Origin of the sequence: Myceligenerans xiligouense (genome assembly GCF_003814695.1) — a bacterium.
GTDB classification, from domain to species: Bacteria; Actinomycetota; Actinomycetes; order Actinomycetales; family Cellulomonadaceae; genus Myceligenerans; species Myceligenerans xiligouense.
Window position 1 is genome coordinate 741,582 of record NZ_RKQZ01000001.1, and the last position, 15,927, is coordinate 757,508.

Below are 15,927 nucleotides of genomic sequence, written 5' to 3' on the forward strand. Positions count from 1 at the left end.
GCACCCCTTCGAGGTGCGGGTACGCGGCGCATCGGTCGTGTCGGCCTCGTGCGGCTGCTCAGCCTTGTGCGGCGGCGGCGAGTTCGCTCTGGTAGGCGTCCAGGTCGGAGGCGCCCGTGGTGAACTTGCTCGTCGCGTCGCTGATCGCGTTCAGGGTCGCCACCGGAGTAGCGGCACCGTGGGCGAGAGAGGAGGCGATGGTGTCGTTCGCGAACGACTCGATCGCCGTCTGCTGGTACTCGGAGAACTCGGCGGGGTCCGCGTCCGTCCGGGCCGGGATGGAACCCTTGGCCTTGTTGAAGGCGACCTGTCCCTCCAGCGACCCGACGGTCTCCAGCCAGGCATCGGTGCCCGCGGGATCGGGAGCGCCTACCGGCTTGGTGAAGGAGTCGGCCAGGAAGTCGAACACGCCGTCCGTGCCCGGGGAGGGCACGGCCACGAAGTCGGTGCCCAGTTCCTTGTCCTGCTCCTCGAACGCGGCCACGGCCCAGTCGCCCATGATGTTGAACGCGGCCTCGCCGTCGATGACCTGCTGGGTGGCCTCCGGCCAGTCCAGCCCGTCCCGGTCGGCGTTCGTGAACGACATGATCGTCTCGAAGTCCTCCAGCGCCCCGGTCACCTCATCCGACTCCCAGTCGGTCGAACCGTCCCACAGGCCCTGATAAGCCTCCGGGCCCAGATCCGCCAGCAGCACCGTCTCCAGCAGGTGCACCTGTGTCCAGGTGGTGGCCACCGAGAGCGGGGTCACTCCCTCGCCGTCCAGCGTCTCGAGATCCGCGATGAACGCGTCCAGGTCCTCGTACTCCGCGGACGTGTCCAGCCCGGCGTCCTCCAGCACCGTCGGATTTGCCCAGAGCACGTTCGCCCGGTGGATGTTCGACGGGATCGAGTAGATCGCGCCGTCCTCCGTCGAGAGCCGCTCGACGAGGTCGGGCGGGAAGGCGTCGGTGAGCCCGAACTCGTCGTACAGGCCCGACACGTCCTCGATCTGGGCGGCGTCGATGTAGTCCTGCAGCTCCGCACCCGCGTGAGCCTGGAACGTGTCCGGCGGGTCCTGCGCCTGCAGACGCGTCTGCAGCAGATCCTTCGCCGCCGAGCCCGCACCACCGGCCACCGCACCGTTCACGAACTCGATATCCGGGTGCTGCTCCTCGAAGACCCCCACCAGCGCGTCCAGACCGGCCTTCTCCGAACCCGCGGCCCACCACGTGAACACCTCGACCTGGTCCGCACCCCCCTCGGAGCCGGCCTCGTCCGAATCGCCGCCACCGCACGCTGCCAACGTCAAACCCAGCACGGCAGCCGAGGCCACCGCACCGGCCGACTTTCGATTCACTCGCATTTCGGGCCTGAGCCTTCCTAGGTCGTTCGGAGATGTGCCCACCGAAGGGGCTGGTGCACGCTGTCGTGCCGCCCGGCGCCGTCCGGCGAACGGCCGGGGTCTGCGGACCCCGTGACCTGTCTTCCATGCAACGGGTGTCCGCCTGGGGTGTCAATCGGTGGGGGCTTTTGACGCCGGACCGTGACCTCCTGCCGCCTCTTGGGGCTCCCACCAGCGCTTATGTCCCGGTTCGTCCACCAGCCGTGTGGTGTAGGTGGTTCCCACACCTTTGCTTGGTCACTGTTCAGCAACGGTTCAGTCATCACTAGCATCGCGAGTGGTCCTCATGCGACGCGGGCGATGCAGGCCGCGTCGTCGGTGTGTGAGAGCGCGACGGCGCCGTCGTCTCCCACGTGCCGTGTCCTCCCACCCCACCCCGGCCCAGGCTGGTCCCACCGAGGAGTCGTCGATGCTCAGATCGCCAGGCAAGTCGAATCGCACACCGTTGACAGCGCTGACGCCGTTGGCCGTCGCGACCCTGTTGGCGGGCGCCGCACTCGTGGGTGCTCCGGCCACGGGCGCCGAGCCGGCCCGCTCGGCCCTCGCGCCGGACGTGGCAGGCGTTCCGCCCGAGCAGGTCGAGGCGTTCGAGCGGGACCTCGGCCTCACCCCGGAGGAGATCCCCGCACGTCTGGCGCTCGACGCGAGCGCGGCGGGCCTGGAGGAGCACTTCGCCTCGTCGCTCGGCGGCGACTACGCGGGCACCTGGGTGCCCGAGAGTGCCGACGAGGTCCGCGTGGCCGTCACGACCAGGGCGGCGGCGAGCGCGGTCCGGAAGACCGGGGCGGAGGCCGTGGTCGTCCCGCACGGCCTCGACGAGCTCACTCGCTGGAAGGAAGCCCTCGACGACGTCGGAGCGCCGCGGTCCGTGCACGCCTGGTACGCCGACCCGGAGACGAACGCGCTGGTCATCGAGGCGGCCGACGCGGGTGCCGCGCGTGCGCTGGCAGACGAGGCGGGTGTGCCGTCCGGCGTCGTGCGGGTGGAGCACTCCGACACGGCCCCCGTCCCCGCGCGGGACATCGTGGGCGGCACCGAGTTCCACCGGCCCACCGGCGACGGGTACGTGACGCTGTGCTCGATCGGGTTCGCCGTGGCGGGCGGATTCGTGACGGCCGGGCACTGCGGCAACACGGGGGACGCGGTCAACGCGTCCGACGGCGCCGCGCTGGGCAACTACGCCGGCTCGCAGTTCCCGGGGCACGACTGGGCGTGGGTCCGGACCAACAGCAACTGGACGCCGACCCCGGCCGTGACCAACCATGCGGGCGGCACCGCCGCGGTCGCGGGCTCGAACGAGATGCCCATCGGTGCCTCGGTGTGCCGCTCGGGCAGGACAACGGGCTGGCGCTGTGGCGTGATCCAGGAGAAGAACGTCACGATCAACTACGGGAACGGCGACATCCCCGGGATGGCCACCGGATCGGCCTGCGCCGAGGGCGGTGACTCCGGCGGCTCGGTGATCTCGGGTGACCAGGCGCAAGGCGTGACCTCCGGCCGGATCGGCGACTGCGCCACCAACGGCCGGTTCATCTACCAGCCGATCAACCCGATCCTGGCGAACTACAACCTGAGCCTCACGACGACCGGAGGCGGCGGGGCCGGACGGGAGATCGTCGGCTACGAGGGCAAGTGCATCGACGTGCCGAACTCGAACTTCACCGACGGTGTGCCCCTGCAGATCTGGACCTGCAACGGCACCGCCGCGCAGCGCTGGACGTTCCATTCGGACGGAACCGTCCGTGCCGGAGGTCTGTGCATGGACCTCGCCTGGGGCGACCCCGCGAACGGGACAACGGTGCAGATCGTCAACTGCAGCGGGAACGTCGCGCAGCAGTGGGTGCTGTCCGGGGCCGGCGACCTGGTGTCGATCGCCGCGAACAAATGTGTCGACGTCCAGGGCTGGAACGGCAACGACGGCACGAAGCTCGTGATCTGGGAGTGCCACGGCGGCGCGAACCAGAAGTGGTGGCTCAGGTGATCGCCGGAGGCAGAACGACCTGAGGCAGAACGACCTGACACAGCACCGTTCCGGTCCGGCCGCACCACGCGGCACGCCCTGGGACGCCGCCGGAACCCGCCAGGGCCGCGGGGGCGCCCAGGGCGACGTCGTCGGCGCGGTCGCGGCTCAGCATGACGAGCCGCGGCCCCGTGCCACAGGCGTAGGCGGCCGCCGGGCTGCGCGTGGCGACGGCGACCGCGACGCCGGGCGGCGGTACCCAGCCGGGGTGGGCCGCTCGGACCGCCTCCAGATCGTCGACCAGCAGAAGATCGTCGCCGTGCTCCGGCGCGGTCGCCGAGGCGGGCGTGACGGTCCGCACGGTCATGCCGAGCACTCGCGCCGCCGCGGCCAGGGCAGCGAGCGCGGTGGTGCGGCCGGACCTCGTCCGGCCGAGCACGGCCAGGTTGCCGTCGTCGGGGTCCCAGCGGACGACCGTCCGGCGCTGCTGGTCCGGCAGGTCTCCGAGGGCGAGCAGCAGGCCGGGAGCGTCCCGGTCGTCCTGGTCCGCCAGTTCCGCGGGCGTCACCCGGTCCGGGAGAGGTGGCAGCCAGAGCGGTGGGTGGGAGGCAGAGGCCCCGTAGGCCGCGCGGATCGTGGCGACCAGACCGGCCGGCTCCTCGGGCCCGGTGCCGGCCCGGTGTCGTCCTGGCGCGGACGGGACGCCGAGTACTGTTCCAGCCCGTGCACCGCGGGTTCGCCCGAAGGGCGTGGCCCGCCGGACCGGCATCGCCGGGCGGACGGGACCGGTGTGAGCGCACTGCAGCACGGCCGGTGCCGCCGACCCGATCCGGAGGACCGCGCGACCGGGCCGGTCCACCGGCAGCGCCGCGGCGTCGGGGCAGTCCACCACGTCGCGGGACTCGAGCGGGTCGGTGACACGCAGCGCGAGCCGCGCCGTGACGTTCGCCCGGACGTCGGCGCTGACGGCACCGGCCGGCCGCTGGGTCGCGAGGACGAGATGCACGCCCAGCGACCGCCCCTGGGCGGCGATCCGGATGAGTCCGGGGATGAGCTCGGGCAGGTCGTCGGCGAGCGCCCGGAACTCGTCGACGACGACGACCAGGCGCGGCACCGTCCCGGGGGCCAGGGCCGCGACGTCCGCCGCGCCCTGCTCGGCGAGGATCGTCTTGCGGCGCCGTAGCTCGGCCTGAAGTCCTGCCAGAGCCCGTGCGGCGAGAGCCGCGTCAAGGTCGGTGACCTGCCCGGCGACGTGTGGCAGCCCGGTCAGAGGGCCGAGTCCCGCGCCACCTTTGAAGTCGATGAGGCCGAGCATGAGGCGGCCGGGCGGGTGTTGCAGCGCGAGCCCGAGCACGAGCGCGCGCAGCAGCTCGGACTTGCCGGAGCCGGTGGTGCCCGCGACGAGGAGGTGTGGTCCGTCGGTGACGAGGTCCCAGGTGACGGTTCCGGTCGTGGTGCGACCGAGCGGTACGGCCCAGCTGCCGCTGCGGGGGTTCGTCGGGCCGGCGGACAGGCCGTCGAGGTCGTGCAGGCTGCCGAGCGGGACGTCGTCGGGCAGGTTCGCGGTGGTGACCGTGGCGGGGGCCGCGGTGCCGGTGAGCGTGGCGAGCGTGCGGCCGAGGTGTCGGGCGCCGGCGAGGCGCCGGGCGTAGTGCTCTGCCCACTCGGTGGTGACGCCGACGAGTGGGCGGACGCGGCGGCGGGTCTCCGGTCCGGTGACGTGGAGGCGGCCGTCCTGGACGGTGACGACGGTACGGCAGCCGTCGGTGGTGCCGAGGACGACGGCGACGGCGCCCTGGGCGACGGCGCGACGCGCGGCGGCGTGGTCGTCCGGCGTGCCGTGGTCCACGACGACAGCGGGCGCGGTGGTGGCGTCGGCGGCACCCTCCGGGAGCGTGGTGTCGTGGACGGGAGTGGTGGGGTCGTGGCCGGAGCCGGCCGGCCCGTGCCCGGGTGTGCCCGGGCCGGGACCGGGCGTGGTGAGCCAGCGGCACCAGGTCCAGTGGCGGGTGGCACCGAGGACCCGGACGGGCCTGCCGCGTGCGGCGAGGTCGGCGACGACGGCGCGGGCCACGGCCCGGGCGGGTCCGTCCGCGCCCGTCACGGCCACCGACCCGTCACCCAGGAGGTCGTCCCACACGCCGCCGGGCCACCCGGGCGGGACGGGTGCCTTGGACCAGGCGGCCCGGGCGGCGCGCCAGGTTCCCGGTGCGGTCTGGTGGGCGGCGACGGCGAAGGCGAGCAGGGAGTCGGGACCTCCCCGGTGCGGCCGGGTCCTGGCTGGCGGCGCGCCGAGCGTCCCGGCCCCGGTGGTGCGGCGCCGGAGCACGTGGGGGAGCAGGCCCGCGAGACCCACCAGGGCGAACAGGGCGAGCGCGGGCTGGCGCAGGAGGACCGCCACGGCCACCGAGGTGAGGACCGGTAGCAGGCTGAGCACCCACGCCACGTCGGACGACCCTCGTGGCGGGCCGAGAACACCGCGTGCCCCGCCGCGCCGCAGACGGAGTGCGGTCCCGCGCCACCCGCCGTGGGCGGCCGCTTCGGTCAGCCGCCGTGTGGCGCGCACGAGGTCCCGCGGGCCGCCGACGGGTACGAGCACGCCCGCGCGGCTGCCGGTGGTCCGGGCCAGCACCCACCGCGCACGGAGCAGCGGGCCGTCGTCGGGTATCGGGGCGGCGCCCTGCCGACGGGTCGTCAGGGTCGCTCCGGGCAGCAGCGGCCGTTCCCCGGCGCGGCAGTCCTCGGGGACGGGCGCGCCGTCGGCGAGGAGGGCGGCACGGCGCAGCTCGGGGCGGCACAGGAGTGCGGCGAGCGGATCTCGGAAGGTGGCGGTGGGCACGCCGTCGGACAGCTCGACGTCCTCACCCGGGTGCACGGTCACACGGACGGTCATGGGCTCCACGCTGCCGCACGGTCGTCGCGGGCGGGCGGCGCATCCGGGCCGCTTGTGCACGGTCAGGGTCGTGCACAGCCTCGCGTCGCCGTCACCGGCGCGGATCTCGGTGTTCGGGGTATCACCCGGGTCCCCGGTCCCACGGATTCAGGGTGGTCGTACGACCCAGGTATGACAGAGCTGCCGCACAGGACCATCCCGTCGCACGACGCGAGCCGCCCCGCCGATCCGTAGATTCCGGGGTGTTCTTGAATCACCCCTTCATCCCGAGGAGTACTCCCGTGGACACCACCGTGTACGTCCCCGTCGACGGCGCCCGCGCCGTCCGGGCGCGTGACCTCACCAAGACCTACGGATCCGGGGAGGCCGCCGTGCACGCTCTCGCGGGCGTCGACGTGGACTTCGCCGCCGGCGAGTTCACGGCGATCATGGGCCCGTCGGGTTCGGGCAAGTCGACACTGATGCACCTGCTCGCCGGGCTGGACACCGCGACGTCGGGGCAGGCGTTCGTCGGCACCACCGACGTCACCGCGCTGAACGACAGCGCTCTGACGAAGCTGCGCCGTGACCGCGTCGGCTTCGTGTTCCAGCAGTTCAACCTCCTGCCGATGTTCACGGCCGAGCAGAACATCACGCTCCCCGTGGAACTCGCGGGCGGCACGGTCGACCGCCAGTGGCTCACCACCCTGGTCGAGACGCTCGGTCTGACGGAGCGCCTGTCCCACCGACCGGCCGAGATGTCCGGTGGTCAGCAGCAGCGGGTCGCGATCGCCCGCGCGCTCATCGCGCAGCCCGACGTCGTCTTCGCCGACGAACCCACCGGTAACCTCGACTCCCGCTCCGGTGCCGAGGTGCTCAGCTTCCTGCGCCGCAGCGTCCGTGAGCTCGGCCGCACCATCATCATGGTCACGCACGACCCCGCCGCCGCGGCCTACGCGGACCGCGTCGTCCTCCTCGCCGACGGCCGCATCGCCGGCGACATCAGCGACCCGACGCCCGAGTCGGCGCTGGCCGGCCTGGACGCGCTGCGCACGCTGGAGCCGAACGTCTCGACGGGCACCACGCCGGTCGTCCCCGGGGCTGGTGCCCGGTGACCACGACGACCACCACTCCCGCCACCGGCGCACGGGGCACCTCGCCCGCCGGCGTCGCGGCCCGGCCCCCGCAACGCAACAACCTGCCCACGGCCCGCTACACGATGGCGCAGATGCGCCGCAGCGGGGGCCGCCTGGCCGCTGCCGGGATCGCGATCCTGATCGGTACGGCCTTCGTCGCCGTGACGCTCCTGGCCGGCAACGTCATCACCCGCGCCACCTACGACACGATCGCCGCGCGCTACGCCGACGCCGACGTGCTGGTCACCACGTCCGGGAACGACTGGCGCGCGGACGTCGAGGCCGTCCGCGGCACCGACGGCGTCATCGCCGCGGACCCCGTGCGGAGCACCTACCTGGGCTTCACCGACGGCAGCGTGGCCACGTACGCGGAAAGCATCGCTCGGCCGCAGGACGACCGCCTCATCCCGCTCGACCTGGCCGACGGCAAGTGGCCGTCGGAGCGCGGTGAGATCGCCCTGCCCGCCGACGTCGCCGAGCGGCTTCGCGTCGGGATCGGCGACGAGATCGAAACCAACCGCTGGGTGGTGACCGACCCCGAGACCGGCGACGGCGAGGACGTTGCCGAGACGGTCCGTGTCGTCGGTCTCACCGAGGACCCGTACGGCGCCTACGCCTACAGCGGTGGCGCCGTGGTGGCCACCGCCGCCGACATCGAGGAGTGGAGCGAGGAACCGGTACCCGGCGAGACCTTCGAGATCGCCGCGCTCCTGGAACCGTCCGCGCTCTCCGACGGTGAGCCGACACCGGCGATGCGCGACGCCCTGGACTCCGCGGTGGTGAGCGGTGGAGAGCACGCCGTCAAGACCGTGGACGAGCACGCCCAACAGGTCAGCGCCGAGCGGACCGGTGGCGAGGACCTCGTCTTCCTGGTCTTCGTCCTCAGCTTCGCCGCCATCGCGCTCCTCGTCGCCGGGCTGGTCATCGCCAACACGTTCCAGGTACTCGTCGCCCAGCGCACGCGCACCCTCGCGCTGCTGCGCTGCATCGGGGCCGGGCGCGGGCAGCTCTACCGATCCGTGCTCCTCGAGGCTGCCGTCCTGGGACTGCTCGCCTCGATCGGCGGTGTGGCGGTCGGCGTCCTGCTGGCGCAGACCGCGTTGTTCGTCGCCCCGCAGTTCGACCTCGGGGTGCCGTTGCCGACCACCGTCACGATCACCCCGCAGGTCGTGCTCGTCCCGCTCGCCGTCGGCACGCTCGTGACGCTCGTCGCCGCCCTGGCACCTGCCAGGAACGCCACCCGTGTCGCCCCGCTCGCCGCGTTGCGGCCGGCCGAGGCCCCGAGCGTGCGCAAGGGCGCCGGTCGGGTGCGTGCCGTCTTCTCCGCGCTCGCGACCGTCGGCGGGTTCGTCCTCGTCGGGCTCGGGGTCTTCCTCGGCACCAGCGGGCAGACCGAGATCGGCCTGGCCGCCACCGTGCTCGGCGGGGCCATCTCGCTCATCGGCGTCATCGTCGGGACCGTGTTCTGGCTGCCGAAGGTCGCCGCACTGCTCGGCGCGCTCGTCACCCGGACCGGCCCCGCATCCCGCCTGGCCGCCGCGAACACGCTGCGCAACCCGCGCCGCACCTCCGCGACCGCCACGGCGCTGCTCATCGGCGTCACGCTGATCATGACGATGACGACCGGCGCGGCAGCCGCCCGCCAGACCGCGGACTCGACTCTGGACGAGTCGTTCCCCGTGGACCTCATCGTCATGCCCGGGGGTGGCGACGTCCCGCCGTCGGCCGTGGGCGACGTCGCCGGCGTCGACGCCGTCAGCACCGTCACCGAGGTGTACGCCGCGGACGGGCAACTCCCGGGGGACGGGTACGTGTACGTCCGTGGCGCCGAGGTCGGCGACCTCCGTGCCACGGTGAACGACACCCCGGCCCTCGACGCCCTCGAACCCGGCACGATCCTGCTCACCGAGAGCGACCTGGAGTACCTGGAGGTCGCCGAGGGAGACACCCTGGAGATCACCGGGGCGGGCGGCACCGTGCCCCTCACGGTCACGCTGACCAGCAACGGAGGCCTTGCCAACCTCGTCACCCTGGCCGATCTCCGCAAGATCGACCCCGACGCGAGGTTCGACCAGGTGTGGGCCTCCCTCTCCACCGAGGCCGATCCGGCCGACGCGCTCGCCGACGTCCAGGACGTCCTGTCCGACGACAACCTGTTCATCACGGGTCCCGCCGCGCAGCGTGCCCAGTTCGAACAGGTCATCAACGTGATGCTCGGGATCGTCGTCGGCCTCCTCGCCGTCGCCGTGGTGATCGCCGTGATCGGTGTCGCCAACACGCTGTCCCTGTCCGTGATCGAACGGCGGCGCGAGTCCGCCACCCTGCGGGCCATCGGACTGAGCAAGTCCCAGCTGCGCGGCATGCTCGCCGTGGAGGGCATGCTCATCGCCGGGGTCGGGGCGGTGCTCGGGATCGTGCTCGGGCTCGTCTACGGCTGGACCGGAGCGCTCACCGTGCTGTCTGTCATGGGCGGCGTGACGCTCACCGTGCCCTGGCTCGACCTGGGGGTGGTCCTGGTCGTCTCGGTCGTCGCCGGCCTCATCGCGTCGGTGGCCCCGGCACGGAGCGCCCTGAAGGCCTCACCGGTGGAGGCGCTCGGGGGGGAGTGACCTCGCCGCGGCCCGGGAACCGCCGAGGTCGCGGGCCCACGTGAGACCGGCCGTCCCCGGCCGTGCGGATCGCCGAGGTGGCGGGTTGCCGATGCAGCCCGCCACCTCGGCGGTCCCGTGTGCCGGGCCCCGCGGGTCGCCGGTAGCCTGAGTGGTCCTTCCCCGCCGTCCACGAGAGGCCCTCCGCGATGCGCGCAGTGATCTTCGACGCCGCCGGCGCGACACCCCGGGTGCGGGACGTCCCCGAACCCGTCGCGCCGGACGGCGGCGTCGTCGTGCGGGTCGAGTCGACCGGGCTGTGCCGCAGCGACTGGCACGCCTGGGCCGGGCACGACGACATCGCCTTCCCTCACGTCCCCGGCCACGAACTGGCCGGCGTCGTGGCCGCCGTCGGCTCCGGCGTCGCGGACTGGCACGTCGGCGACCGCGTCACCGTCCCGTTCGTCTGCGGCTGCGGCCGCTGCGCCTGGTGCGCCCAGGGCGACGCGCAGGTCTGCCCCGACCAGGAACAGCCCGGCTTCACCCACTGGGGATCGTTCGCCGAGAAGGTCGCCCTCCACGCCGCCGACACCAACCTCGTGGCCGTCCCCGACACCGTCAGCTCCGACGCGGCCACCGCGCTCGGCTGCCGGTTCGCCACGGCCTACCGCGGACTCGCCGGCCGCGCCGCCGTCCGCGAAGGAGAGTGGGTCACCGTGGTCGGGGCGGGCGGTGTCGGGCTGAGCGCCGTGATGATCGCGCGAGCGCTCGGGGCGCGCGTCGTCGCCGTCGACCGCAACCGGGAGGCGCTCGACGTCGCCGAGTCCCTCGGCGCGGAGCACGTGGTCGTGGCCGACGGCGCCACCCCGGTGCCCGACGTCGTGCACGACCTCACGGGCGGCGGGAGCCACGTCGCCGTCGACGCGGTCGGCAGCGAGCAGACCTGCGCCGACGCCGTTCTCAGCCTCCGGCGCCGCGGCCGCCACGTGCAGATCGGGCTGCTGCCCCCGGTCGCGGTCGGCGGCCACCCGAGAGTGCCGATGGGTCGCGTCATCGGGTGGGAGCTCGACCTCCTGGGCAGCCACGGTATGGCCGCGGCGGACTACCCGGGCATGCTCGCGCTCATCGACCGGGGCGTGCTGCGCCCGCAGGACCTCGTGGAGCGGGTGATCGGCCTCGCCGAGGCGGCCGAGCTGCTGCCGCGCTTCGACCGCGCGACCGTCGCGGGGATGACCATGATCCACCCGGACGCCTAGCTCCGGCCCCCGCTGATCGCAGGGGACGGAGGGCGCCGGGGACTGCCGTCAGCCCCGTCGTCCCCAGCGGCGTCGCTTGCCGGCCTCCGCCGACGACACGGTCGACCCGACCGGCAGGACCGCCTGCGGGTCGTAGGTGCGCGGTACGCCCGCCAGGAACACGGAGAACACGGGTGGCGTGCGCTGTCTGAGCTCGAGCCGCCCGCCGTCGGCCGCGACGAGGTCGCGTGCGAGCGCGAGGCCGAGTCCCGTGCCGTTCCCGGAGGTCACGCCACGCTCGAAGATCTGGCCGACCATGTCCTCGGGGACGCCCTCGCCCTCGTCGGTGACCTCGACCGCGACCATGCCGCGGGTGCCCGACGGGCGGGAGCGCAGCGTCGTCGCGCCGTCGCCGTGCCGCAGCGAGTTCTCGAGCAGGGTCGACAGGGTCTGTGCGAGCGCGCCGGGTGTGGCGAGCACGCGTTCGCCGTCGGGCTCCTCGACGACGAGCGTGCGGCCCTCCGCCTCGAACGTGTCGCGCCATTCCTCGTGCTGCTGCCGGAAGACGACGGCCAGGTCCACGGACTCGGTGGTGCCGCCCTGCGCCTTGCGGGAACGGGCGAGCAGATCGTCGACGACGCCGACCAGCCGCTCCACCTGTTCCAGCGAGATCCGAGCCTCCTCCTGCACCTCGGGCTCGGAGGAGGTGAGAGTGATCTCCTCCAGCCGCATGGTCAGGGCGGTGAGCGGGGTGCGGAGCTGGTGGGAGGCGTCCGAGGTGAACTGCCGCTCGACGGCGAGCCGGGCGGCCAGGCGGTCCGAACTGCGCGCGAGCTCGGCGGCGACCAGGTCGATCTCCTCGACGCCGGACGGTTCGAGCCGGGGCCGTACCTGCCCGGCACCGAGCTGCTCGGCGGCGCCGGACAGGTACACGAACGGCCGGGCGAGGCGTTCGGCCTGCCAGGCGGCGGTCACCGAGCCCGCGGTGAACGCGGCGGCGCTGCCGATCAGCATGAGGAAGACGAGTTGACCGGCCTTGATGTAGGCGGGCCAGGCGGACACCTCGATGGTGACCGCGACGAAGGGAGGGGTCTTGGTGCTCCACGCGGCGTCGATCACGGGACCTGTCGGTGTCTCGCCGCGCGAGATGAGAGTTCCGGTGGGCAGGCTGACGGTCACGTGTGCCGGTGTCTCGGTCTCGGCCGGCTGGACGGCTTCCGCGAGCAGCTCATCGGAGAGCTCGCCGTCGTACGTCACCAGAGACACCTCACGGGCGACGTCCTCGGTTAACGTGACGGCCCGCTGCTCGATCCGCTTCACCTCGGTGTCGTAGACGAACCGGGCGCCGAAGATGGCGAAGGGCACTCCGAGCAGCAGAACCGCGACCGCGACCGCGACCATCGTCGCTTGGACGATGCGGTGGCGCATGTGGCTAGCTCGCTCCGATCTCGAAGCGGAAGCCGAGACCGCGCACGGTCGAGACGTAGCGCGGGGCGTTCGCGTCGTCGCCGAGCTTGCGGCGCAGCCACGAGACGTGCATGTCGAGCGTCTTGGTCGAGCCGACGGGGTCCGAGCCCCAGACGTCGCGCATCAGCGTGTCGCGGACGACGACGGAGCCGGCGTTCTGCACGAGCACCCGGAGCAGGTCGAACTCCTTGGTGGTCAGGTGCAGCTCACGATCTCCCTGGAAGGCGCGGTGCGCGGAGACGTCCACCCGCACGTCCTGTGCGTGCAGCTCCTCCTCCTCGCCGGTGTCGCCGTGCGTCCTGCGCAGGAGCGCCCGCACGCGGGCGAGCAGCTCGGCGAGCCGGAAGGGCTTGGTGACGTAGTCGTCGGCGCCGGCGTCGAGGCCCACGACGAGGTCGACCTCGTCGGCGCGTGCGGTGAGAACGAGGACCGGAACCGTCAGGCCGCTCCCGCGAATCTCCCGCGCGACGTCCAAGCCGTCCATGTCGGGCAGGCCCAGGTCCAGAACCACGATGTCCGCACCGCTCGCGTGCTCGATCGCACCTTTGCCGGTTCCTTGCGCGACGACGTCGTAACCTTCACGGGTAAGCGCACGCGCCAACGGCTCGGCAATGGCCGGGTCGTCCTCGGCTAGGAGTACGTGAGTCATTCCGCCATGGTAGGGCATAACGCGCGTCCTGGCTGCCATGGGCAGGGGTACATCTAGTGGTTTGACGAATCGGTTCGGCGGCTCGTTCGGCGAACCCGCCACGAACCGTACGAATCATCCCCGTGTCCAGGCAAATTGCTACCACGGTATGACGCGCGGGTCAACGGCGGGCCATACGCTGGCCACCGTGGAGAGCCCCAGTCTGTACGAACGCGTGTCCGGGTGGTTCGAACGCCATCGCTTCGCCACCGACGTGACCGTGGCGCTGGTTCTCGGGGGCTTCGTGCTCGTCGCCGCGGTCAGCGCCACCGAGGCGATGGTCTGGGCATCCGGTCTGCCGGGATGGTTCCCCGCCGTGTGGTCCGCGCTCATGATGGTGCCGATGGCCTGGGTGCGGACCCGGCCGGTCGCCTCGACCGGCGCCATGCTGGTCCTCGCGCTGACCCACATGGGGCTCGGGGTGCCAGTCATGTTGCCGGCCGACCTGATGCTCCCCTACTCCCTCTACGGCCTGACCGCCTACGGGCCGCGGTGGGGGCCGCGGGCGGGCATCATCGCGGCGGCGGCCGGATGCTTCCTGCTCTACCTGGAGACCAAGATCCTGTCCGGCGACACCGGCGGCGGCGCCGAGGCCGCGGGGGCCTTCGCCTTCCTCATCTTCTGCACCGCCTGGGCGCTGGGCCTGTTCCGCCGGTCCCGGAGGGCCATGCTGGACGCCCTGCGCGATCGTGCGGAGCGGCTGCAACTGGAGAGCGATCAGCAGGCGACGATCGCGGCCGGGGCCGAACGCGCGCGCATCGCCCGGGAGATGCACGACGTCGTCGCGCACTCCCTGTCCGTTGTCATCGCCCAGGCCGACGGCGGCCGCTACGCCGCCCGGGCCGACCCGGAGGCGGCGAGCCGTGCCCTGGACACCATCGCGGAGACGGGTCGTGCGGCCCTGGCGGACATGCGCAAGATCCTCGGGGTGCTGCGCACGTCGCCCGCGCCGGGTGAGGCGCCGGGTGCACCGTCGGACGGGCCGGGCGCCACGGGTTCCGCCGCCGAGCCGGCTCCGATCGCCCCGCAGCCCGACGTCACCCAGATCGAGGCGCTCGTCGAGCAGTCCCGATCCGACGGGATGCGCGTCTCCTACGCCCGGATCGGCGAGGAACGCCAGCTGCCGCCAGGCATCGGGCTCAACATCTACCGCGTCGCCCAGGAGGCCCTCACGAACGTGCGCAAGCACGCCGGACCCGACCCCCAGGCGACCGTCCTGATCCGCTGGGGCGAACGCGAGATCGAGCTGAAGGTGTCCGACGACGGTCGCGGGCTCGCCTCGAACACCCAGTCCGGTGCCCCCGGCCCGGGGTACGGTCTGGTCGGGATGCGCGAGCGCGCCGAGCTGTTCGGGGGGTCCCTCACTGCCGGCCCGAGGTCCGGGGGCGGGTTCCAGGTGCGGTTCGTCGTTCCGGTGCCGGCCGCGCCGTCCGGCGTCGGGCATCTACGGTTCGCGCCGCACGAGGCGTCGGCTGACGGGTCCGGGGGTGACGGTGTGCCTACGGACGCTCCGGACGGAGCGGCATCTGGCGCGACGACCGGTGCCACGGCGGGCAGGTCCGCCCGTACAGCCACTGATGAGGAGTCATGACCGAGACCGCTGAACACACCCGCGTCGTCCTCGTCGACGACCAGCAGCTCGTCCGTGCGGGACTGCGCATGGTGATCGACTCGCAGCCCGACCTCACCGTCGTCGGTGAGGCGAGCGACGGCCTCCAGGCACTGCGCCTCCTCGCCGGCACCCCGGCCGACGTCGTCCTCATGGACGTGCGGATGCCCAACCTCAACGGCCTGCAGGCCACGGAACGGTTGCTGGGGGGCGACGGCGGAGGTGGTGCCGTACCGCGCGTCGTCGTGCTGACGACGTTCGACCTCGACGAGTACGTGCTCGAGGCGATCCGGGTGGGCGCCAGCGGGTTCCTGCTCAAGGACGCGCCGCCGGAGGAACTGCTCGCCGCCGTGCGCACGGTGCACCGGGGCGACGCGGTGATCGCGCCGTCGTCCACGCGGCGGCTGCTGGAGCATCTGGTGACCGCGCTGCCCACGACCGACCCGCACGGCGCGGAGGCGCACGCGGCGCTGGGCGCGCTCACCGAGCGCGAGCGCGAGGTGCTCGTGCTGATGGCGCGCGGCCGGTCGAACCAGGAGATCGCGGCGGAGCTGTACGTCGCCGAGGCGACCGTGAAGACGCACGTGGGGCGCGTCCTGGCCAAGCTGGGGGCGCGTGACCGCGTGCAGGCCGTGGTGACGGCGTACGAGACGGGGCTGGTGCGGCCGGGGGCGTGAGTGCCTGTCCGTCGGCATGGTTCAGGGTGCTCGACGGGCGGCGCCTGGATGCGGGAGTGACGTGTCGATGGACAGGAGTTGGCTGGCGGCTTTCCTGGCGGTGGCGCCTTGCCCTGTTGTGGGTGAAATTGCGGCCTGAATAGGGATAAATGTTGACGGAACCTCCTTGAACCTGGGTAAGTTGTCTGCCGGTCCGGCGGCTCCGCGAGTGTCGTCCGTTTTGAACGGAATGGAGCGGTCGTGCCTGTTCGACCTTCGATGGCGGTTCGGTGGCCAGTTCTCGTGGCGGCGTTCGTGACCGTCGCTGCCTTGTT

At 72.8% G+C, this 15,927-nt stretch carries 10 protein-coding genes; 6 read left to right on the plus strand and 4 right to left on the minus strand.

The window, feature by feature from the left end:
- Positions 1-58 precede the first annotated feature (58 nt).
- Positions 59-1,342 carry an ABC transporter substrate-binding protein gene (locus tag EDD34_RS03235; RefSeq protein WP_123813293.1) on the minus strand — a complete coding sequence of 428 codons (1,284 nt, stop codon included), beginning with the start codon at positions 1,340-1,342 and terminating at the stop codon, positions 59-61.
- A 448-nt stretch (positions 1,343-1,790) separates the two neighbouring features.
- On the opposite strand from EDD34_RS03235, the gene EDD34_RS03240 reads away from it, so the two are divergent.
- Entirely contained in the window at positions 1,791-3,362 is a 1,572-nt protein-coding gene (locus tag EDD34_RS03240; RefSeq protein WP_123813294.1) for a ricin-type beta-trefoil lectin domain protein, read from the plus strand.
- Here EDD34_RS03240 and EDD34_RS03245 read toward each other — a convergent pair.
- The gene (locus EDD34_RS03245; protein WP_123813295.1) at positions 3,355-6,234 is read right to left on the minus strand and encodes an FtsK/SpoIIIE domain-containing protein; all 2,880 of its coding nucleotides are present in this window, start codon (positions 6,232-6,234) and stop codon (positions 3,355-3,357) included. The genes EDD34_RS03240 and EDD34_RS03245 overlap by 8 nt on opposite strands.
- Before the next feature lie 281 nt (positions 6,235-6,515).
- Here EDD34_RS03245 and EDD34_RS03250 point away from each other — a divergent pair, with 281 nt between their 5' ends.
- The 3 genes from EDD34_RS03250 to EDD34_RS03260 all read left to right on the plus strand — a co-directional run bounded on the left by EDD34_RS03250 (position 6,516) and on the right by EDD34_RS03260 (position 11,193).
- Positions 6,516-7,328: an ABC transporter ATP-binding protein gene (locus EDD34_RS03250; RefSeq protein WP_123813296.1), complete on the plus strand. Its 813-nt coding sequence runs from the start codon at positions 6,516-6,518 to the stop codon at positions 7,326-7,328.
- Positions 7,325-9,958: an ABC transporter permease gene (locus EDD34_RS03255; RefSeq protein ID WP_246012161.1), complete on the plus strand. Its 2,634-nt coding sequence runs from the start codon at positions 7,325-7,327 to the stop codon at positions 9,956-9,958. Before EDD34_RS03250 ends, EDD34_RS03255 begins: the two co-directional genes overlap by 4 nt.
- A gap of 188 nt (positions 9,959-10,146) precedes the next feature.
- Entirely contained in the window at positions 10,147-11,193 is a 1,047-nt protein-coding gene (locus tag EDD34_RS03260) for a zinc-binding dehydrogenase (RefSeq protein ID WP_123813297.1), read from the plus strand.
- Positions 11,194-11,241: 48 nt separating this feature from the next.
- Here EDD34_RS03260 and EDD34_RS03265 read toward each other — a convergent pair whose 3' ends face one another.
- On the minus strand, positions 11,242-12,600 hold the full coding sequence (locus EDD34_RS03265; protein ID WP_123813298.1) for a sensor histidine kinase: 1,359 nt from the start codon (positions 12,598-12,600) through the stop codon (positions 11,242-11,244).
- Positions 12,601-12,604: 4 nt separating this feature from the next.
- Positions 12,605-13,288, minus strand: a complete 684-nt coding sequence (locus EDD34_RS03270) for a response regulator transcription factor (protein WP_123813299.1) — start codon at positions 13,286-13,288, stop codon at positions 12,605-12,607.
- 187 nt (positions 13,289-13,475) lie between these two features.
- On the opposite strand from EDD34_RS03270, the gene EDD34_RS03275 reads away from it, so the two are divergent.
- Positions 13,476-14,918 carry a sensor histidine kinase gene (locus tag EDD34_RS03275; protein ID WP_170176954.1) on the plus strand — a complete coding sequence of 481 codons (1,443 nt, stop codon included), beginning with the start codon at positions 13,476-13,478 and terminating at the stop codon, positions 14,916-14,918.
- Positions 14,915-15,613 (plus strand): response regulator, encoded by a 699-nt coding sequence (locus EDD34_RS03280; RefSeq protein ID WP_123813301.1) that lies wholly within the window; start codon positions 14,915-14,917, stop codon positions 15,611-15,613. Before EDD34_RS03275 ends, EDD34_RS03280 begins: the two co-directional genes overlap by 4 nt.
- Positions 15,614-15,927: the final 314 nt, after the last annotated feature.